Raw genomic sequence first — 19,360 nt, forward strand, 5'->3', positions numbered from 1 at the left:
GCGCAGACCGCCAATTGGCTGGGTCGAGCATTCGAGATGGATAGGCCAAGCGGGCCCTCGCAATGTAGGGACTTAAGCGCGATCCCGAATGTTGTAGTAGGCCATCACGCCAATTCCCCAAGCAAACAAGAGCCCGAGGGTGAAGAGAAACGCATTCAGGAGGCGGCTTGGATATTGGGCCATTTGCGAGAGAGTCGGCTCAATGAAGAGAGCAAGGTACCGCTGCCGATTGTTGGCTTCGATGCGCGCCTTCTCGAGGGAGGCCAACGCTGCCGTATAGGCGCGCTCCGCGAATTCACGCTCGGTTTCCAGTTCCTCGAACTGAGCGATGCGGCCGGCGACATCCGGTGAATTGGGATCGCCCGCGACGGATGTCGGGCTTCTTTCGCCTGTGCCGAGGCGCTGGCGCTCGACGGCGAGCTGCTGCTCCAGGCTTTCGATACGCGTTTTCAGGACGCGGATTCGCGGCGTGTCCTCACCCATCTGGCTTTTCGCCGTGGCGAGATCGGCGTTCAGCTGTGTCAACTGCTGCTCCAGGGAGCCGATGAGCTGAACGGCGAGCTTTGCCCCTTCCTCTGGGCTGATTTCCTGCGATTTGTCGCGGTAATCGCGAAGACCCGCGCGCGCCTTGGAAAGCCGCGCTTCGCCGGCCAGAACTTCATCCTGCGCGGCGCGCAGAACGTCGTTGCGTGCCGAAAGTGAGAGGCTGTTCACGAGACTGTCGCTTTGGTCTACGACGAACTGCGCGATCTCCTGCGCCTGTTTTGGATCGAATGCCTTTACGGTCACTTGCATAATGCCGGACGCGTGATCGAAATTGACGTCAACCATATTGTGCCAATATTCGAGCTTGTCCTCGATCGGCAGCGCGGACCCGATCCCATAGAAGTAGTCGAGCCCTCGTGTGGCGTAGACGTCCTCCAGCTTGAACTTGCGGTCGGCGGCGGCAACCATGCGCTCGCTCAGGATATAATCCATGAGGATATAGCTGTCGGAGACAGTGCTGGCGCCGGAGGCCTGGGTGAACATGCCGAGGATATCGGTCGAAACGCCGCCCTCAATGCTGCGCACGGCGAAGGACGCAGAGCTATGATATTGATCTGCTGCGATAAAGGCCATGTAGAGCGAAGCGAGCGTAGCCGGAACGGCGACCAGTCCCAGGAAGGATGCGCCGATAATGGCGTGGCGCCAGCGCAGCTTCTTTAACCAGCGGATCTTCCAGTCCGTCTTCTTGGCGGGTTCGATCTTGTTGCGCCGCCCCGGTAGGGGAATGACGGGCGCACTCTCCTTGCCGAGCAGCCCCTCCAGGACCGCTATGCCCTTGCTTTTGCCGGCTGCTTCGCTCTTCTCGGCGGCCTGCGCGGAATCAGGCTTGTTCACTGCCGCGTCTTTGCTGACCGCCATTTAACCTTCCTTCATGTTTTTGTCGTGCGCGCGGATCGCGTCCTCGACATCTTCATAATAAGTCAGCTTGCCTTTTTCCAGCACGACACCGCAATCGCAATAGGTACGGATCGTGCTCGTGCTGTGCGAAACCATTATCAGATCGGAGTCCCGAAGCTTAGTCTCGAAGACAGCCTGGCACTTTTTCTTAAAATTTGCGTCACCGACGGCAGTAATCTCGTCGACGAGATAGTAATCGAAGTTGACGCCCATGCTCAAGCCGAAGGCGAGACGTGCCTTCATGCCGGACGAATAGGTACCCACCGGTGCCTTGAAAAAAGGACCAAGCTCCGCGAAATCCTCGACATAGTCGATGAGTTGCTCGGTGTCGACGCCATAAATGCGTGCGACGAAGCGCACATTCTGTTCGCCAGTCATCGAGCCCTGGAAGCTGCCCTGAAAGCCGAGCGGCCAGGAGATCTTGCCACGGCGGATGATTCGTCCGCGGTCGAGCTTGATCGCGCCGGCGATCAGCCTCAAGAGAGTCGATTTGCCGGCGCCATTGCGGCCAAGCAGGCCGACGCTCTTCCCCCGGTTCATAGTAAGGGAAGCGTCTTCGATGATCGGCTTCTTGATGCCCTTGGTGCGGGCATATTTTGTCGCCTGTTCGAACCGGATCATTCGTTTCTCAGCGTCTTTGACGAAAAGGTGAACACAAGCATTCCGGCAAACAATGTCAGAAATGCGAATCCGTAGAGGTACTCCATATCAAGGCCTATTGCCCTGTACTCTGGATAGAATCCCTGACGGAAGCCCATGATGATATGAACAAGAGGGTTGAGCAGCACGAGATCATGATAGGGCGCGGGGATCGAATCCGGAAGGAAGAATACCCCGGATATGAGGAAGAGCGGGCGGTTGGCGATGTTGAATACCTGCTCGTAGAGAGGGTATCTCAAAAATAGCACGCTGTTGACCATCGCCACCCCGAGGCCGCAAACGCACGCCATCGCCACCGCTTCCAGGATCGCCGGCCAATGCAGGCTAGTTTCCACACGCATGGTCGCGACGATCGTGCCTAGAACGATGAGAGCTACCAACGTCGTCGTCCCCACTTGGAGGACAAAGCGCGCGATGACCGCGTCGATCGGCGCGACATTCGGATAGCTGAGCAGGGCTTTGTTGGCCCGGACGGCGCTGTTCAGGTAACTGGTCATCGCCTGGTAGAACTGAAAAGCGATATAACCGGTTGCGAAAAACAAGGCGAAACTCGTCCCGAGCGCAGGGGCGCGAGCGATCGCCCGGAAGATGAAGGTCATGAGAAGGATGTGAGCAGCGGGGTCGAGCAGCGCCCAGATATACCCCCCGGGCTTTGAGCCGAAACGCGTGGACATTTCCCTGACCAGAAGGGCGCCGACAACGCGAAAATGGGCGAAAACATAGCTCACGTCAGTAACCCGAACCCATAGAGAATGCGCCGAGCAGTGGAAGTGTCGGATCCGACCGGCTGAGGAAGAAACGGACGCTGGCCTGCTTTGAAATCTTCGACATCGCGGTCCTTGCCGACACGATCGTTGTTGTCGTTGCTCCGGTTGAACACGAAGGATAGACGAGACACGCGCCCGCGAAAAGCGGTTCGCGGTCCGGTTTTGTCAGTGCCCGTAGCCGGCGGCAAAGACGACACCATCCCCGCAACTGCGACCAACGCGAATCGCTCGGCGGGGGACTCCAATCTGAGCCTGTCCCACGATCCCATCGTTCGATTTTCTCCCGATGACGTATGGCAGCAATTCCTCGTCGTACATTTCGTCGGTGCGTGGGTTTATCGCGAGCCCAGATCATCCGATATCTAGGCTACCTGCGCCCTTAAGGCGCTGGTGACAAGTGACCTCAATAGCGCGATCAGGCAAGCGCACCTTCGTGTTGCGCGCTGATATTGGTCTGGAGGGCGCGAGTAAACGGTCTGATGACTGGCGCAAGACTTTCTGCCGCAATAAAACCGGAGAATCCGGCAGCTCTTCGGCCCCCCTGTTTTCTTACAACTCGACGGGGAACCTATTCTCGCCGATTACATGTTTCAAGAACGGATACTGCAGGACCAGCAGACGTTTGCGCACCGCCGCATTGCCCGGAAGCTGTTTTTTGGCCTGCTTCAAATGCTTGACTGCCTTGCTGTGGTTGCCGGCCTCGATGCGGTATTCGGCCGCCGCCCGCAGCAGGTTCGGTTTCGATTTGTCTTTTGCATAGGCGGCCTCGTAGTGGGCAGCGGCCGCGCTGAACTTGCCGTTCGCCACCATCACTGAGACAAGCGCTGTCGACGGCTTAGCGCCGATCTTCTTACCGCTGGGAGCGTCGGTCTGTTCATCAGTGGCTACCTTGTCGGCGTGGTAACGATAGGGATCGAAGAGCACAGATTTGCGAAGATCAAAGGCCGGATGCTGATAGAACGCGGGAGCGTAGCCCGGAATACGCACTTCGGTGTACTTGATGTCTTTCACTTTGGTGCGGTTCGATGATGGGCTGAAGCTCGCGATTTCCGACTTCCAATCCGCGAAACTGTAAAGCTCGGTGAGTAGGTAGTTGTAGAACTGATGGACCTTCTGCTTGTCGACCGGGGCAACATTCGCGAGGCTGTTGACCATCTGGTCGACATTGTCGAACCGCTCGTTGACGCCATCGATCGAATAGAAGCAAGGGCCGTAGTGAAAGACCCGCTTGTTGAACGCCATCGAGATCACGCCTACGCCGGAGTTGAACAAGGCGACCGCCGACGCGGCTTCCAGAGCGTCATGGACGTGATAGTCATCGGCGCAGATCGCAGAGGTGAGGTTGAGCTTCTCATTTGAGAGTGGATGGTTTTTATAAACCATGACCCAGTCTCTCGGGAGCGCCAGCGAGAGGCGCTTCAGATCCAGCAGGTAGGCCTCGTATTCGCGGTTCTTCTCGCAGAAGAGAGTAGTAACGGTGTCATCGGCGAGCTGAAGGGGAACGAACAGAACCTTCGCCTCATGAGGTATATTGAGGCGATGACGCATCAAGGCGGGGCCAACGCGGCCCGATTGCTTTTCGAGAGCATGATCGCCAAAGCGCATATTCTCGATATAGGCTTTGACGGCGGCTTCCTGTTCTTCGCTCAAAGACTTGGCCCAGCATCCCTCGCTGTAGCTGGGGCTTTCGACGCAAAGGCCCCCCTTGTCGAAATAGAGCGCCCGTGGCAGAGCGCCGCGCTCACCGACGACGGGGTCAATGCCTTTGGCTCGCAACGCATTGTAGACCTTCTTTCGCCACGGCAAGCCATAGGGGTTCCACATCAGGACGGTGCGCGGTTTTCGATCGACGATCGACTGCGCAAATAGCTCGGGGTCTTCCCGCCCGTTTTCATCAATAATCACGGGGTTGTCGAGCGACCGGAAGATGCTTTCGTTGGCAATGTGGGGGTTAAAGCCGAGGATGATGTCCGGTGGCAGGTTCGGGTCGCGACGCGTCGGCACCTTTTTCGTGGCGTGATAGCGCTCTGCCTTTTCTGCGGCCAAGGTGATATTCGACTTCCCGCTCCGCCACGCCAAGGTCTCGTGAAAGAGGTGAAAGGCGTACATGCCTTTCCGTGCAAGATAATCGCCATGCATCCGATAAAGGGCGCGCCAGCCTTCGAACTCGGCCGTGTCGTTGAGATTCCAGTTCTTGGTGATTTCGAAGTTGTGGGGCTTCTCGATTTTGCTGTTCGAGATCAGAAGACGGAAAACGAAGTCTCTGTCTTCACCGCCCCAGCCTGCAAAGCTCTCGTCGAAAGCGCCAACATAAAGAGCAGTTTTCCGCCTCAGGGCGACCACGGAGCTTGCCGGCGCGTAGTGCTGAAGCGCAGAGTTGGATATATCCCCGCGGGGATCTTCCAGCAGGGCGCCAGTCAGCGCGCGCTCATATTCGGCGTCCATGCCGTTGGCGAAAACGCGTTCGGTCTGCTCCGCCGAGAGATAGACGGCCGGCACGGTGAGAAAATTGAACGGAGTGTCGTCAAGCAGATTCAACTCGCGCAACAAGCGCTGATAGAAGTCCCTGCTGTATGCGAGGTCTATGTCCTCAAAGCAGAGCCATTCGGTCGACGCGGCGTCAATGCCGGCGTTGCGGGCGCGAGAAAGTGAAAATGGCAGTTCCTCGGTTTGCAGCCGGATGTACTGGTAATTACGCGCGCTGCAGAATTTTTCGATATCCTGAGAAACGTCAGACGGGCTGCCATCATCAACGATAATGGTGTGAACGCCGTTCAAGGCGAGATCGTCCCTAAGTTGCAGCCTCTTAGCGTAGTCAGTGAAGTCCGAGGTTCTGATGGCGATGATCAGCGTAATCTTCATATGGTGACGTTTCTCCAGTTGGAGCCCCCGAGGCGTCTGTTAAAACACCGTTCGGTCACATTCAAGTGACGGATGCGAAAGCGGCAGAGCGCTCGGTCTGCCGCTCTGCCGCTTTTGTATTCTGGTTGTAGCATCAGGCGAATCTGGCCGTAGTTAGGCGGAGCCAGACTAGACGAGCCGGAAACGCGTCATGTTCTTACGCCGAGCTTCGGAAGGAATTCCGGAGCGTACATCAGCACACAAGCCGAGAGGCGCTTTGCGAGTTCAAGAACCCGCTTTCTGCTGTAGGGCTCGTCGAGAATGCTCAAGTCCAGGCCACCTTCTGTGAGGATTAGGGAAGCCTGCTGCCTGTAGCCGTTCTCCTGATCCTGGCCCCAGGTGGGATGGTTTCCTTCCCAGAGCATCGTTATTGTTTCTTCGAGGCCGCGTACTTTCTGGTGCACGCTCAGCCAACGTATCCCAAGACCCGTTGCTTCGAGCATCTCGAAAAGGGCAAAAATCTCATTCCAGAGAAACTCGCGATAGTTGATGAGTTCATCGAATGCGACTGTAACGCCAGGCCGCAACCTTTTGTGCTTTATGAGCGTGTCGAAGACGTCCTTGGTCGAAGAATAAATATCGCAATCGACATTCACGACAGCGACATCATCAGTGAGTTTTGCGAGGAATCCCGGAAGGGTGTCGGAGAAGAAGCCCTTTACAAGGGTAACGTTCGGGGGAACCTCCGGCAACTTGCCGCCGACAGAGAAATCCTGATCCCAATCGCTCCGGCCGTCAGACGGAAAACCCTCGAAGCTGTCGAAGCCGAAAAACTTCCTCTTCGAATATTTCTTGCCGGTGTAGTTAATCGATGCACCTTTGAATACGCCGAACTCTAGACAGACGCCCGGCTTCCCAATGGCAGCCTCGTGGGCCGCAATCAGCGGGACGTACCTTGACCCGGTCTTTTCGTGGGCCATCACGCTCGCAACCGCAGATAGCCTCGGCAGATAGGTGAGTAGAAACGCAGTGAACCGTTCTGCGGTCGTATAATTTGCCATATGGACGTCGCCCCTCATATAAAAGCGGGCGAACTATTAGAGGGCGGCGCGTGAAAGTCAACGCGCCGCACTGGCAAGAGAGCCCGGCTTGCCCTATTGGGGCCTCGCCAGAACGCTGACGCAATCTTTGTTGTTTCTGAATGACTGGCTGACGACGTTGAGCCCTGCTTCACGCGCCAGATCGGACATTTTCTCCGGCGTCATGTCGGTGCGGTGACCCTTGTCGTTCGCGCCTTTGCCGCTGTGGTCAAGCCATAGGAGGCCTCCGGGAGCCAGCCGCGCGCCGAGCTGCGTCACGTAGCCATGAATGATGACGGGATGCATGTGCACCATGCTGTCAAAGCACGCGATAAGATCATAATCAGCGTCTTCGACCATCGCGCAGGATTGCCCGTCATTGTGGTAGGTCCGCATCGGCACGGGTGTCATCTTGAAGCGTTCCCTAGTCAACTCAAGGCATGCCTCATTCATATCCAGTAGGTCTATCGAAGATGCATATCGGATGAGTTCGGCTGTGAATCGCCCTGCGCCAGGGGACAACTCCAATACCTTCAGGTCGTATCTCCCGGCTGGGATGTGAGGCCGAAGGAAGGTATCGGCCAGTGCAGCCGTTTCCCCGTGCGTCTGCTTATAGCCGTTGCCCCATTGATAGCCGTACTTGTCGTGCTTCTCCCATCGATCCCTGTTCCCCCAGCGCTCGCGGTTGACCTTCAGATTGGCATTGAGGTTCAGAATAGATTCTAGCATCGCGTCCTCCTCACGCTCCTCCAGCGAGTGAAGAGAATGCCACGACTCAATCATCGGTAAAAGCAACTCAGCAAACAAGATGAAGACGTGGATAAACCATGCCTCCAAGCCCGCTTTGCCTGGCGGCCGTTCGGGCGCTTCAGGTTAGGCCTCAGCGCGATTGAATTCTATCGCCATAGTAATCATATGCATATGCGCCCGCATCATCACCAGTCTCCCCACGCTCATTAGCGAGATGAGCCTCGGGGTGATCATGGGGTTCTTCCTGTTGTCCTTCTTCTTTCTCTACCTTTTCCTCGTCCTGTTCTCGCATTACGACGAACGCAAGAATCGCGCAGGCGATAAACAATGCCGCCTTTAAGCCGTCGCTCGGCAACAAAAATGAAATGCCGACGGCGGCAAGTGACAAAGTGAATGCAAACCTCATATTCCCCCAACCCAACATACCCGAGGGGTACTTAGGTGATTGGTGATTAAAGATAAATCCTATACCCACAGATATTTGTGAGTCATTCGCTTTCGAAGATTTCGACAGTGATCTGGACGGTTTGGCAGTTGCGTCAGCGATACCGCTCGCAACGATAGTCATGTCTTGACTTCCGATGCGCCAACAAAGCCAGAGATTGCCTGCAACCTAAACTGTTTTAGGGCGGGACCGCCTCGCGCCACCAGCATCACCCACCGGTCACCATATTCCCCCAGATATCGTTCGTGGGATCATCATTTCGGATAAGGCTTTCAGAGCCACCCACGAGCTTGTTGTCACGAACGACGTTGTGCTGAGCGAAATCAAGATTGCTGGCGCTGCTGCCGAAGGGGGAAGCGGGTTCGTCGGAGCAATAGCTGCGGTTGCCGTTGCGGGAGTTCAGCCAGACAGCCGGTTGGGTCAGAAAAGCCGATCCATAGCGGAATGTGTTGCCGGTGATCTGATTGAACTCAGGTTTCTGGTGGCGGATGACGCCACCTTCTCCGCAGTTGCGATAAACGAATATCCCGCCATTTTCGGGGTGTTCGAAGGTGTTGTTGGCAATTCTGTTGTTTGCCGAGCCGTCGATGGCGATCAGTTCCCGGTTTTCGGTGGAGATTCCGAAGACATTGTTGCTGATCGTGTTGTTGGCGGATTCCGCGTCGAGATAAACCGCGACGGACGTCGACTTGCCGTCAATGCGTGAGTCGACGAGGGTCGCTCCGGTCACGCCGGGTCCGATGTAAAGGGGTATGCCGTCGGGGGCGTTGAAAGTCACATTTTCCAGGCGGACGTTCTTCGGGGCCGAAGCTTGTGCGAATGCCGTATGGTTGGCGTTCAGCGACGATGCTTTCATGGTCTCGCCATTGGCGTTCTCGCCGAGACCATGAACGCGGACGAAGCCGTTGATCCTGCAATTGCGGATCGTGACGTTCGATGGTGCTGACCAGGCTCCGGACCCGACCTTGCTGGACCGGACGACGACCGCCGTTTTCTGCCTCCGGGATGTGCCGGCGCTGGCATCGATGGTCCCTCCACCGCAATCGAGTTGAGATCCGGAGGCGGCAGCACCTTCGAAGACGAGGGGATGCGTCACGACGTCGGTCGGGGAAAGGCGGATGCTGCAATCGAGCGAAACGGCATTCGTGCCGGGGGCCTTCAGCTTAGCCTGCACGTCAGCGCCGCAGGCGGGCTTTGGCTCCACCTGTTCCGGTGCCGGCGCAGGCGGGGCTGTCGGCTGCTCGGGGACGGGCTGCTGTTCGACCGGAGGCCTGGGCGGCTGGCTAAAGGCAGCGTCCGCCACCATCGCCAGATCGCTTTGGCAACTCGCCAAGATCAGGCTTGCTAAGGCCAGGCTTGCTAGGGCCAGGCTTGCCAGGGACAGGCGTATGATCTTCGTCGGATGCATCATCAGCTCGAGTCCTGGGTCCGTCTGAATCGGAACAAGCGTTTCGCCTAGCCGTTCCGAATCGCGATCACGTGCCCTTTTCTGGCATCTTTGGAAAACAATTGGCAACGGTGATGGAAGCCGGGGCGGGCTAGAAGCGGTAGCGTGATGGCACGTGACGGCATTCGATCTGCCCCCTGATCGTGTGCTAATAGCCGATGCAGGAAGCGCCATGATTGCCTCAGACCTTGGTCCTAAACGGGCCGGACGAACGTCTGAGCGGGCCGAGTTAAAGGTCCGGGGCAGCCGGGCTTTTCGGTGCTCGGAGTTGACGGTGGGATTGAAGCGTGAGCAAAGATTTCAGGGTGTCTCGCAGGCTTGTCGCGTCGACGGCGCTTTTCGCCGCACGGAAATGGCAGCCGTTGCGCCCGCATGTTTTCAACACCGTGGTCGGGTGAAGCGCCGATGGAGGTTTTTAAAGGGCTGAAATGATGGAGCGTCGAAAGTTCCTCACCGCGTTGTGCACCGCGTCGATCGGCTTCGCCATCGCGGCCCTCCCGTACAAGATCACGGTGTCCGGCTCCACACTTGACGTCGCCTCGCAGTCCGCCCTCGCCAAGAATGGCAACAACGGCGGTGGCAATGGCAACGGTGGCGGAAATGGAAACGGTGGCAACGGAGGCGGCGGCAACGGCGGCGGCGGCGGAAATAGCGGTGGGAAGGGAAGCGGCGGCTCAAGCAATAGCCGGTCGAACACCGGTTCGGCCAGGTCGACCGGAAAGAGCACGACTGTTCGAGACAACGGTTCGGGCCTGAGTGTTCGCCATTCCGACGGATTAAGCGAGGAAATCAGGGGCGGCCGCTACATCATGAAGGACTCGCGCGGCCGTACGATCGTCAACCGGCGAGCAACCTCGGCAGATGAAAAGCGGCTCCAAGCTTTCGTTGATTAGAGCACGTTCGTTGAAACGCGACGCGCTCGCTTTTGGACCGAGAGAATCCGGACAGTAAACTGCTACCCACTCTTCGAAGGGGGCCAAACCGGGTAGAATGCTGCAGGGCAACGGCATCCTCCACTCGGCATGGAAATCCTTGCGCCTTCACCTGGCACCTGTGTCGAAGATCGACAGCGTCGTTCTCTGACCACACGGTGCCCCTCGATCAGCCCCTCCGTTTCTCCGCCATCAGAAACACCGCCAGCACACAGCAAAGCAGCCCAAGGGACGCTGGCAACCCCCGATGTCCGATCAGTTGCATCGCCACTCCTGTCGCGGGCGAGCCCACGATGCCGCCGATGCCCCATACGAACGCGAAGGCCGCGTTACCGGCGATCAAGGCTCGACCGGTGAAACGCTCGCCGAGTTGGATCAGCGACAGGGTGTAGATCCCGAACGAGACCCCGCCCCAGACGAAAACGAGCGGCCAGATGAGCCACGAGTTGAAGATCGACGGCAGTAGCAGGCAGCCCGCCAGCGACGCCAGGGCGCAGAATAACAGGGTTCGCGTCGAGCCAAACTGCTCGGCCGCGCGCCCGAGCAAAATCTGCAGCGCCGCATTGCCCGCGATGAAACAGGTGATGAGCGAAGCGATGCGCTCCTCGGCGCTGCCGAGCGCGGCGCCATAGACCGCGAACAAGGAAAGCAGGATCTGTTCGAAGGCGGCAGCAGTGAAAACCGAGAACAACAGGAGCGACGCCAGTGCGAAGAAACGGGCAACCGACGTTGCCTCGCCTTCATGCGGCACCTCAGGCAGGCGCGGCACGACCGCAAGCACGATCAGGCCGCAGAGAAGGAAGGCCACGATGCCGACCATGAAGGGCGGCCAACCCTGCGTTCCGACGAGCCCGAGCGACAGCGGGCCGATGGCGAAGCCACCCGAAACGATCGATGAATAGAGGCCCATGATGCGGGCCCGGCGCGGCGCGGGCGTGATCGAGATCAGCCAGGTTTCGCTGAGCACGTAAAGCGGATTGGCGAAGAAACCGAGCAGGAAGCGCAGCGGCATCCAGGTCCAGACGTCCTGTGTCCAGGCAATCGCGATCAGGGTGAGCGCCGCCAGCATCGAACACAGGATTGCCAGCCGCGCCCCGCCCAGGCGCCACACCAGCGTCGGAATGACGGGCGCGGAAACGATGAATCCCAGGGGCGTCATCGCCGCCGACAAGCCGATCAGGCCGGGCGTCGTCGCCTGCCGCTCCAGGATGAAGCTGAGCAGCGGATAGGTCAGCCCCTGTGCCACGGCGAATACCGTGACGGTCGCGATGATGCCCGCCATCGCGGCCCACGGGATCCGATCCTCTCGCGGTGATGTTGTGCTTTCGGCCGTCATGCGGGCTTCGAAGCAGAGTCGGCAAATTTCGGCAAGTGCAAGTGCCGGCAAGCTGCTGCGGCAGGCGGGAACTGGCGATCCGGTGTCATTGCAGCATTCGCCTTATCTTTGCCAAAAGGGCTTGGCGATCTCCGCCTCGACCTCATGTCTCGTCAGACCGATATCGTCGATCAAATGGGGATCGTCCTTCGACTTTTGCTCAAGCTCCCAGCGAAAGCGTATCCGCTTGTCCCAGGTCGCGATAATGCCTCGCAGGGTCGCCAGGTGCCGACGCGATACGTCCGCCAACTCCACGCGCGTTCCTGGCCGTACTGCCTGATGCGGGGCCGGCGCAGGGCTGAAAGTTTGGTTCATAGCAACCTCCATGCGGATTGAGGTCCGCGGGCATCGACCTAAAAAGAGGAATGAATTCTGCAGGATACGAACGGCGCTGTAATTAAGCCTTCCCAAAAAGTTCTCAAAAACTTCCAAACGGACTATAGATACGCCGCATGCAGGAATCGCGCTTTGCTTTCGGTCCGTTCGTACTAGATCCGGGTGCGGGAACGCTCCTTCGGAACGATGATCCTGTCGCCGTTGGCTATCGCGGGCTGAAGCTGCTTGCGGCGCTCGTCGAGCGGCCCGGTGAAATCCTGGCCAAGGCCGAGTTGATGGACGCAGCATGGCCGGGCACGGCCGTCGAGGAAGGCAACCTCACCGTCCAGATCGCGCAGCTGAGGAAGCTGCTTGGTCCGGCCGCCGACGGCGGCGAATGGATCTCCACTGTTCCGCGCGTCGGCTACCGCTTTATAGGCGTCATCGAACAGCTCGGTAGCGCGACGAAACCTTTGCCGCTGCCCAGCAAACCATCGATCGCCGTGCTGCCCTTCGTGAATTTCAGCAATGATCCCGAGCAGGAATTCTTCGTGGACGGGTTGAGCGAAGACCTGATCACCGACCTGTCCAGGATCTCCGGCCTGTTCGTCATCGCACGCAACTCAGCCTTTGCCTACAAAGGGAAGGCGATGGACGTGCGCGAGATCGCACGAGACCGTGGCGTGCGCTACCTGCTGGAGGGTAGCGCAAGACGCGCCGCAGGGCGTGTGCGCATCAACGCCCAGCTCGTCGACGCGGTGAGTGGCGAACATCTGTGGGCGGAACGCTTCGATCGCAGCCTGGAAGATATCTTTGCCGTTCAGGACGAGGTCACCGGCAAGATTGTGGAGGCGTTGCTCGGCCGGCTGCGCGCGCCGCCGCCGCGCAATCGGCCCAAAAATCTCGAGGCTTACGATCTCTGCGTGCGGGCGCGCAAGCTGATCGATGATTCGCCGCAGACGGCGCGCGAAGCGCATCTGATGCTCACGCGCGCGGTGTCGCTCGATCCCGAATACGCCGAGGCCTATCGCTGGCTTGCCATGAACCACTGGACGGGATGGGTGCATTGGGGTGAACCCATTGAACCCAACCGCAGCGTTGCCCTGGAATTCGCGCGCAAAGCGGTCGCGATCGATCCCAACGATGCTGGCTGCCGCTGGGTCCTGGCTAACCTGCTGGCCTATGAGCGCAGCTTCGCCGAGGCCGATGCGGAATTTGCCAAGGCGATCGAGCTCGACCCGAACGAGGCCGACACCTGGGCGACACTATCCGACATCGCGGTCCTGGCTGGGCGGGTCGATGAGGGCCTTGAGCACATTCGCAAGGCGTTCCGGCTGAACCCGTTTCCGGCGAGCTGGTACTATCTGACGCTCGGCCAGGCGCAATATGCGGCCCGCGACTACGAAGCCGCTGTCGAAACACTGCGCAGGGACGAGACTTATCGCACAAGCTCACGCCGTTTCCTGGCGGCAAGCCTTGCCCAACTGGGCCGGCTCGACGAAGCGCGCGCGGAGGTCGAACTGTTCCTCGTCGCCAACCGGCATTTCTCAACCCGCCACTGGGCCGCGACGGAGCCGTTCCGCGACGCTGCGGCGCTTGAGCACTTCGTTGATGGCTTCCGCAAGGCCGGTCTTCCGGAGTGACGCGCCGGCGTGACTGACTTCGCAAACGGCCACTCAGATCAATCATAAAATGAGCGCATCATGGTACAGGCCCGACTCCCTTCGCTAGACACAAAATTGGAGAAGGTGACAGGCAAGGTCACGCTATGGTTTGCGCTCAACTTGGTCCTGCTTGTGGGCTTCCTTACCTTTGAGTTCTCCCCGATTTTAAAGCCACGCTGGTGGGAGGATGCCTATTCAGTAGCAATGAATTTACTCGCCGGCGGGCTTGTCTCTTTCTTCTTCTATTGGCTGGTGGTCTACATTCCCGAGCAGCGGAAAAGGCGTATTATCAAAGACAACCTCACGCGGATGTACCGCAGCATTAAGAAGGACATCCTATATCAAGTTCTTTTTGCGAGCATCAAAGGCGGTCGTTCCGATCTTCAGGCAGATCACGACACTATAGAAACCTTGATGACGACCGATGGCTTTAAGAAAGCCTTCCAAGGTGGGCGCGAGGCGGACGAGGGCTTCTATGCATTTGAAAACCAAATGAGCTACGACACACCGGAATTCCGCCGGATTATCCTGAATCTGGAGATGCTAGTGAGGCAGATCGAATTTGTGCTGCACAACTACACGATGGAGGACAAGGAGCTCTTCGACTTCTTCAAGCGCCTTGAATTAATGCTGCTTTCCCTGCGGCGGTCAACTCCCGGATACGACGAATCGAAGCCGCTGTGCAGCTTCGTGTATCAGATATTCTCAGGCTGGAATGTGATCGAGGGGTACCGGGGTTACGATGTGATCGACAAGATGATTGCCGATATCTGACGGCCAAGGTATCTCCGCGGCACCTTCGCACCGTTCGTGCCACCTACTCCTCAAAGCGACTCGTGGCGTCACGATCGCGGTCGTATCGTCTCTTGAGCGGAAACGGAGGCAACCAGGACTCGCGACGGATGGTCCAGAGTTCGTAGGTTGGCGTCAGTTGGTCATGGGCATCGAGGGATCCCAGGTTCACTTCGATCTCGTCTGCGCTACGCCCGAAAACGGGCGAGCCGCAGCGGGGACAGAAAAACCGCCCGGCGTAGTCGCGTGTTTCGCCGTCGATCGTCACCGCATCCTGAGGGAATATCGCGGAAGCGTGAAAAAGCGCCCCATGATGCTTGCGGCAGTCGAGACAGTGACAAAGGCCGACCCGGTATGGGAGTCCCGACGCCACAATGCGGACGTTGCCGCACAGGCAGCCGCCCGTAAATCGGTCCATGCTGCATCTCCTATAAGATCAAGCGGACGGAATGTTTACGACGAACAACACTGCCATTGCAAATTGCCGGCTGCGCGGTTTCGAAATTATCTAACCGGAGCGACCGTCTATTGCGTCGCGCAGCACCATCGCGGCTTCCGTCCGGTTGGCGGCGCCAAGTTTCGTCATGATCTGCGTCATGTGGTGCTTGACGGTTTTCTCCTGGAGATCGAGCTTTCTTGCGACCTGCTTGTTGCTCATGCCCGAAGCCACAAGGCGCAGAACCTCGTGCTCCCGAGCGGTCAGTTCCGCGATGAGGTCGGATTTGCTCACAGCGGCCGGCGAAGGGTTCGAGAGCAGCTTGGCAGAGAGTGTCGGAGCCACGTAGCTGTCGCCGGAGGCCACTGTCCGTATGACGTCCGCCAGCGCCCTCGATCCGATCCCCTTCAGGACATAGCCCTTCGCGCCGCCATTGAGAGCCGCCGTGACGTCGTCGCCGGCTTCGGACACGGTAAGCATCACGATCTTCTGCAGCGGTACCAATTCCAGGATAAGCGGAATCGCGTTCAGCCCGCCTCCCGGCATGGAGATGTCCAAGAGCATGACGTCTGGAGAAAGATTCTGGGCGATTCTCAGCGCGTCGTCGCGCGAGCTTCCCTCCGCAACGATTTCAAACCCGTCAATCTCCGAAAGACTTCTCGTCACGCCCTCTCTGAACAGAGGGTGATCGTCGATTACCGCCACGCGTATCGCTGCAGTCATGCCTATCCAATCTCCTCGATACCGAGTGACATCCTAGCGATAGTACCGGGGCCGGCACCGTCGACTTCAAATGTGCCGCCCAGACTCTCTATCCGTTCCCGGAGCCCGGCCAGTCCGAGGCTCGTCGGTCGTATTTCTTTGGGATCAAAACCCGTTCCGCCGTCCGCAACCGCAATGCAGACCCTGTTGCCTTCCGTGCTCTGCGCCACACGTTGCCCGACACCGCCGCCGTGGCGGTAAGCATTGTTGAGCGTCTCCTGCACGAAGCGGTATATGCATATCTTTGCGGAGGGAGAAAGGCGCTCGGGCGGATCCGACAGCGACAGCTCGACAGTCGATCCGGTTCGTTGTTCATGGGCGCGAACGACACGCTCCAGGAGTTCAGGCAGGCTAGCCATCTCGATCTGTGGCAGGACCAGCCCGCTGCATATCGTTCTGATCTCGTGCATTGCCTCGTCGAGGCTTGCCTTGATCGCTGTGATTTCCCGTTCGCGTACCGCGGCCGAGGTTGATGCACTGACCAATGCGTCGCTGTCCAGCCGCAACGAGGCGAAGGCGACGAGCTGCGCGGGGCCGTCATGCAAATCGGCCCCGATTCGGCGCAGCATGTTCTCGTTCAAGGCCGTTGCGCGTTGCGAAGCGTGCTGCAGGCGCCCACGCAGGGCCTCGTTCTGCGAGAGCAGGGCCGAAAGCTCGTCCACACGCTGCCGAAGCGCGTGGCGCTGCTTTTCGATGGTTCTGCTACCGCGCATGACGATTGCCGAAAGCATGATGAAGAACGCCAGCGTGAAGCCTGCGACGGCCAGCCAGGTCAGAAAACGCGCCTGACTCAGGCTGGTTTCGAAATCGTGAGCAATTTCATGGAATTCCGAAACGGCGACGACCTGTCCGGACCAGGGCTGGAGCACAGGATTGTAGATCTCGAGCAGCGGTTTGCCCGCCCGTTGGTTCGTCTCATCCGCGGCGTCGTCGGCGGGCTTGAACTGAGCCACCATCTCGCCGCCGAATGCGGTTCTCAACTCGTCGCCGAGATCGAAACGCCGTCCGATCATCTTCTCTTCGTTCGAGTAGAGAATCGTGCCGTCGGAGCGCCACAGGCGGAATGCCAGCAACCGGTTTCCGAGCGCCCCTTGTCCAAGCGTCTCGTCGAGCGCGCGCGCAACCGTGTCGTCGAGCACTTGCGTCGTCTGCATGTCGGGCAGGAGCGGCGCGATCACGCTGTCGACGTAGAGTGCGGTCGTCGCTGCCGAGTTCCGGGTAACGGCGCCTTCAATGAGGCTGGTGACGAAAGCGCCGACCACCAGCATGGCGGACATTGCAACGATGCCGCCGATCAGCAGGAACTGCTTCGCCAGCGGCTGCGCGTTCCATCGTTTGATCAGGTCATTGGCACGCAAGAGGAATCTCGGAGTTATACGCTCAACAAAGCAGCTGGACGTCGGTCGCAGTCGCGTCGGTAAAACTAATGCGCCCAAGCGGCCGGTCAATGCCATGCGGCCTTGGTCATGTCCATCGGACTTTTGATGGCGGCCGATCGGACCTAAGTCCTAATCGCCAGCGCAATGGTCCGGGGACGGTGGTGTCCTCGAGCGGCGCAAGCTAACGTTGCACCAATTCGAAAGCGGTTCGAGCGGCGCTATCGGCAGCGGGACCGCAAACATCAAAAGACACGGAGAAGTTCATGACCATTTCCAAAGTAATCGGACGAAGCTTCGTCGCACTGGCGCTCACCGTCGCCCCAGTTGCAGCCGTGACCTTCGGCGCATCGACTGTTGCTTTTGCCAAGGGCGGCAATGGCGGTGGAAACGGCGGGGGAGGGGGCAACGGCGGTGGCCACGGGGGTGGAAACGGCGGCGGCCACAGTGGCTCGCATTCCAGTTCGGGGAAATCGGGAACGTCCAAATCGGGAACGTCAGGGACGAGCAAGAAAAGCGGCAATAGCCACGGTACGTCGAAGCAAAAATCCGTCACCACACACAAGAAATCCGGCTCGGCAGTCAAGGCGGCAAAGGTCGTGAAGACGGAAACGGTGACCGTAACCACGCCGGAGACGGTTTCCGACACAGCAAAGCTCAGTTCGCTGAACCGGAACTATCATGCCTATTTGAACTCCAACGACCCCCGCATGAAGGCCATTTCCGCCTATGCGATCGCCTATGCCGAGTTCGAGGCTGAGAACGGCCCGGACGCCATTCCGACAGATCCTGCCTTGAGCGATGAAGCGCTCCGCGAAGCCCTCGAGAGCTTCACGAAGGACGGCGTTGTGACCGACGACACGCTCGCTGACGCCAAGGACATACTCGGTGTCGGGCCGGCGGTCGGCAAGATCGACGAGATCCGCGCGACGCTTCCGGAGCCTACCGATCCCGAGTTGGAACCTGAGACAACCGATCCGGAGGCGGCGGAGGCCGTAGATACGGAAACAGTGACCGTAACCGAGCTGGAGAACACAACTTCCGACACGGCAAACCTGAGCTCGTTGAATCGGAACTATCATGCCTATTTGAACTCCAATGATCCTCGCATGGCCGGCATTTCCGCCTACGCGACCGCCTATGCCGAGTTCGAGGCTGAGAACGGCCCGGACGCCATTCCGACAGATCCGGCCTTGAGCGATGAAGCGCTTCGCGAAGCCCTCGAGGGTTTCACGAAGGACGGCGTTGTGACCGACGACACGCTCGCTGACGCCAAGGATATACTCGGTGTCGGGCCGGCGGTCGGCAAGATCGACGAGATCCGCGCGACGCTTCCGGAGCCTGCCGATCCCGAGTTGGAACCTGAGACAACCGATCCGGAGCTGGAATCCGCAAATTGAACCTAAGCCTGGCCGGCAGTGGCGGTAACTGCTGCAGCCGGCCCTTAAGCCGAATGGGACGGATCGATCCATGAACCTGGAGAAATTCAGCAGTGTCGTTCGTCATGTGACACAGGCGATGCAACATGGACGGATCGGTTTTTCCCTGCAGCAAATCAACGCGGTCGACGACCCAAGCGAAGTTCTCTATTCGGAGTGCCTCGGAAGACTCGTCGAACGTGACGGCACAATCAGAACCTGTGGCGAATTCATAGCCTTTCTCGAAGCGTCGGGGCGTGCACCCGCCTTTGACCGGCACGTGGTTGATCTCGCATGCGACTGGTTGGCTTGCCATCCAGCGGCTTCTTTGGGCTGCAACATTTCGGCGGAAAATCTTGCCGACAAACAGAATTGGGCTGTTCTCTACGATCTGCTCCACAGGCATCGGGCGATGGCTCCGCGCCTAGTTCTCGAAATAACCGAAAGCCTGCCGGTTGCGACGCTCTCCGCCGCGGCTGAGTTGCTTCAGAGTGTTCGCGATCTCGGATACAAAGTCGCGATAGACGACTTCGGTACCGGCTATTCGACGCCCGAAACGCTTTTGTCCCTTCCCGTCGATATCGTGAAGATCGACGGCTTTTTCGTACAGCGCCGGGGCGATAAAGCGGAGCGGTTCTTTCGGCACATGGTCGGTCTGGCGTGCTGCGCGGCGTCCACCGTCGTCGTCGAAGGCATCGAGACATATGCCCAGTTAGAGGCTGCGAAAGCAGCCGGGGCAACACATGTGCAGGGATTTCTCCTGTCCGAGCCAACCCTGCCACCCGTCCATTGCGGACAGGTCAATTCCGCCCGGCACGCGGTCGCTTCCAGATGGATGATGTGAGGGCGAGAACACGG

At 58.8% G+C, this 19,360-nt stretch carries 18 protein-coding genes; 5 read left to right on the forward strand and 13 right to left on the reverse strand.

Features of this window, described 5'->3' with window-relative positions; translation table 11 throughout:
* Positions 1–72: 72 nt before the first annotated feature.
* The 8 genes from QN222_RS08620 to QN222_RS08655 form a co-directional block, all read right to left on the reverse strand.
* Positions 73–1,404: an RkpR, polysaccharide export protein gene (locus QN222_RS08620; protein ID WP_283961521.1), complete on the reverse strand. Its 1,332-nt coding sequence runs from the start codon at positions 1,402–1,404 to the stop codon at positions 73–75.
* Positions 1,405–2,064, reverse strand: a complete 660-nt coding sequence (locus QN222_RS08625) for an ABC transporter ATP-binding protein (protein ID WP_283961520.1) — start codon at positions 2,062–2,064, stop codon at positions 1,405–1,407. It abuts the gene before it with no gap.
* Complete coding sequence (locus tag QN222_RS08630; RefSeq protein WP_283961519.1) at positions 2,061–2,831, reverse strand: ABC transporter permease; 771 nt, start codon at positions 2,829–2,831, stop codon at positions 2,061–2,063. Before QN222_RS08630 ends, QN222_RS08625 begins: the two co-directional genes overlap by 4 nt.
* A gap of 588 nt (positions 2,832–3,419) precedes the next feature.
* Entirely contained in the window at positions 3,420–5,732 is a 2,313-nt protein-coding gene (locus tag QN222_RS08635; RefSeq protein ID WP_283961518.1) for a glycosyltransferase, read from the reverse strand.
* 188 nt (positions 5,733–5,920) lie between these two features.
* The gene (locus QN222_RS08640) at positions 5,921–6,772 is read right to left on the reverse strand and encodes a TylF/MycF/NovP-related O-methyltransferase (protein ID WP_283961517.1); all 852 of its coding nucleotides are present in this window, start codon (positions 6,770–6,772) and stop codon (positions 5,921–5,923) included.
* 93 nt (positions 6,773–6,865) lie between these two features.
* Positions 6,866–7,627 carry a class I SAM-dependent methyltransferase gene (locus tag QN222_RS08645; RefSeq protein ID WP_283961516.1) on the reverse strand — a complete coding sequence of 254 codons (762 nt, stop codon included), beginning with the start codon at positions 7,625–7,627 and terminating at the stop codon, positions 6,866–6,868.
* Positions 7,628–7,670: 43 nt separating this feature from the next.
* Positions 7,671–8,108: a hypothetical protein gene (locus QN222_RS08650; protein ID WP_283961515.1), complete on the reverse strand. Its 438-nt coding sequence runs from the start codon at positions 8,106–8,108 to the stop codon at positions 7,671–7,673.
* Positions 8,109–8,193: 85 nt separating this feature from the next.
* On the reverse strand, positions 8,194–9,396 hold the full coding sequence (locus QN222_RS08655; RefSeq protein ID WP_283961514.1) for a right-handed parallel beta-helix repeat-containing protein: 1,203 nt from the start codon (positions 9,394–9,396) through the stop codon (positions 8,194–8,196).
* Between the two features lie 464 nt (positions 9,397–9,860).
* Between QN222_RS08655 and QN222_RS08660 the strand changes: the two genes are divergently transcribed.
* The gene (locus QN222_RS08660) at positions 9,861–10,325 is read left to right on the forward strand and encodes a hypothetical protein (RefSeq protein WP_283961513.1); all 465 of its coding nucleotides are present in this window, start codon (positions 9,861–9,863) and stop codon (positions 10,323–10,325) included.
* 208 nt (positions 10,326–10,533) lie between these two features.
* Here QN222_RS08660 and QN222_RS08665 read toward each other — a convergent pair whose 3' ends face one another.
* Positions 10,534–11,700 carry an MFS transporter gene (locus tag QN222_RS08665; RefSeq protein ID WP_283961512.1) on the reverse strand — a complete coding sequence of 389 codons (1,167 nt, stop codon included), beginning with the start codon at positions 11,698–11,700 and terminating at the stop codon, positions 10,534–10,536.
* A 102-nt stretch (positions 11,701–11,802) separates the two neighbouring features.
* Positions 11,803–12,054, reverse strand: a complete 252-nt coding sequence (locus QN222_RS08670) for a DUF1127 domain-containing protein (RefSeq protein WP_283961511.1) — start codon at positions 12,052–12,054, stop codon at positions 11,803–11,805.
* Between the two features lie 137 nt (positions 12,055–12,191).
* On the opposite strand from QN222_RS08670, the gene QN222_RS08675 reads away from it, so the two are divergent.
* On the forward strand, positions 12,192–13,697 hold the full coding sequence (locus QN222_RS08675) for a winged helix-turn-helix domain-containing tetratricopeptide repeat protein (protein ID WP_283961510.1): 1,506 nt from the start codon (positions 12,192–12,194) through the stop codon (positions 13,695–13,697).
* A gap of 60 nt (positions 13,698–13,757) precedes the next feature.
* A complete protein-coding gene (locus tag QN222_RS08680) occupies positions 13,758–14,492 on the forward strand; it encodes a hypothetical protein (RefSeq protein ID WP_284005367.1) in 735 nt (244 codons plus the stop codon).
* A 43-nt stretch (positions 14,493–14,535) separates the two neighbouring features.
* Here the strand turns inward: QN222_RS08680 and QN222_RS08685 are convergent, their stop codons facing one another.
* The 3 genes from QN222_RS08685 to QN222_RS08695 form a co-directional block, all read right to left on the reverse strand.
* A complete protein-coding gene (locus QN222_RS08685; protein ID WP_283961508.1) occupies positions 14,536–14,928 on the reverse strand; it encodes a GFA family protein in 393 nt (130 codons plus the stop codon).
* Positions 14,929–15,018: 90 nt separating this feature from the next.
* Positions 15,019–15,669 carry a response regulator transcription factor gene (locus QN222_RS08690; RefSeq protein WP_283961507.1) on the reverse strand — a complete coding sequence of 217 codons (651 nt, stop codon included), beginning with the start codon at positions 15,667–15,669 and terminating at the stop codon, positions 15,019–15,021.
* Positions 15,670–15,671: 2 nt separating this feature from the next.
* On the reverse strand, positions 15,672–17,066 hold the full coding sequence (locus QN222_RS08695) for a sensor histidine kinase (RefSeq protein WP_336621016.1): 1,395 nt from the start codon (positions 17,064–17,066) through the stop codon (positions 15,672–15,674).
* A 284-nt stretch (positions 17,067–17,350) separates the two neighbouring features.
* Between QN222_RS08695 and QN222_RS08700 the strand changes: the two genes are divergently transcribed.
* Together QN222_RS08700 and QN222_RS08705 are read left to right on the forward strand one after the other, a co-directional pair.
* Positions 17,351–18,484 (forward strand): hypothetical protein, encoded by a 1,134-nt coding sequence (locus QN222_RS08700; protein WP_283961505.1) that lies wholly within the window; start codon positions 17,351–17,353, stop codon positions 18,482–18,484.
* Between the two features lie 70 nt (positions 18,485–18,554).
* Positions 18,555–19,346 carry an EAL domain-containing protein gene (locus QN222_RS08705; RefSeq protein ID WP_283961504.1) on the forward strand — a complete coding sequence of 264 codons (792 nt, stop codon included), beginning with the start codon at positions 18,555–18,557 and terminating at the stop codon, positions 19,344–19,346.
* The last annotated feature ends 14 nt before the right edge of the window (positions 19,347–19,360 follow it).

It is taken from the genome of Sinorhizobium sp. 6-70 (assembly GCF_030124375.1).
Lineage (GTDB): Bacteria > Pseudomonadota > Alphaproteobacteria > Rhizobiales > Rhizobiaceae > Sinorhizobium.

What these genes read in the sequence shown, in the direction of transcription:
- QN222_RS08620 (WP_283961521.1), bottom strand. Translation starts at nt 1,404, where the DNA reads ATGGCGGTCAGCAAAGACGCGGCAGTGAACAAGCCTGATTCCGCGCAG.
- QN222_RS08655 (WP_283961514.1), bottom strand. Translation starts at nt 9,396, where the DNA reads ATGATGCATCCGACGAAGATCATACGCCTGTCCCTGGCAAGCCTGGCC.
- QN222_RS08705 (WP_283961504.1), top strand. Translation starts at nt 18,555, where the DNA reads ATGAACCTGGAGAAATTCAGCAGTGTCGTTCGTCATGTGACACAGGCG.
- QN222_RS08640 (WP_283961517.1), bottom strand. Translation starts at nt 6,772, where the DNA reads ATGGCAAATTATACGACCGCAGAACGGTTCACTGCGTTTCTACTCACC.
- QN222_RS08675 (WP_283961510.1), top strand. Translation starts at nt 12,192, where the DNA reads ATGCAGGAATCGCGCTTTGCTTTCGGTCCGTTCGTACTAGATCCGGGT.
- QN222_RS08685 (WP_283961508.1), bottom strand. Translation starts at nt 14,928, where the DNA reads ATGGACCGATTTACGGGCGGCTGCCTGTGCGGCAACGTCCGCATTGTG.
- QN222_RS08680 (WP_284005367.1), top strand. Translation starts at nt 13,758, where the DNA reads ATGGTACAGGCCCGACTCCCTTCGCTAGACACAAAATTGGAGAAGGTG.
- QN222_RS08670 (WP_283961511.1), bottom strand. Translation starts at nt 12,054, where the DNA reads ATGAACCAAACTTTCAGCCCTGCGCCGGCCCCGCATCAGGCAGTACGG.
- QN222_RS08690 (WP_283961507.1), bottom strand. Translation starts at nt 15,669, where the DNA reads ATGACTGCAGCGATACGCGTGGCGGTAATCGACGATCACCCTCTGTTC.
- QN222_RS08650 (WP_283961515.1), bottom strand. Translation starts at nt 8,108, where the DNA reads ATGACTATCGTTGCGAGCGGTATCGCTGACGCAACTGCCAAACCGTCC.
- QN222_RS08700 (WP_283961505.1), top strand. Translation starts at nt 17,351, where the DNA reads ATGACCATTTCCAAAGTAATCGGACGAAGCTTCGTCGCACTGGCGCTC.
- QN222_RS08625 (WP_283961520.1), bottom strand. Translation starts at nt 2,064, where the DNA reads ATGATCCGGTTCGAACAGGCGACAAAATATGCCCGCACCAAGGGCATC.
- QN222_RS08665 (WP_283961512.1), bottom strand. Translation starts at nt 11,700, where the DNA reads ATGACGGCCGAAAGCACAACATCACCGCGAGAGGATCGGATCCCGTGG.
- QN222_RS08660 (WP_283961513.1), top strand. Translation starts at nt 9,861, where the DNA reads ATGATGGAGCGTCGAAAGTTCCTCACCGCGTTGTGCACCGCGTCGATC.
- QN222_RS08635 (WP_283961518.1), bottom strand. Translation starts at nt 5,732, where the DNA reads ATGAAGATTACGCTGATCATCGCCATCAGAACCTCGGACTTCACTGAC.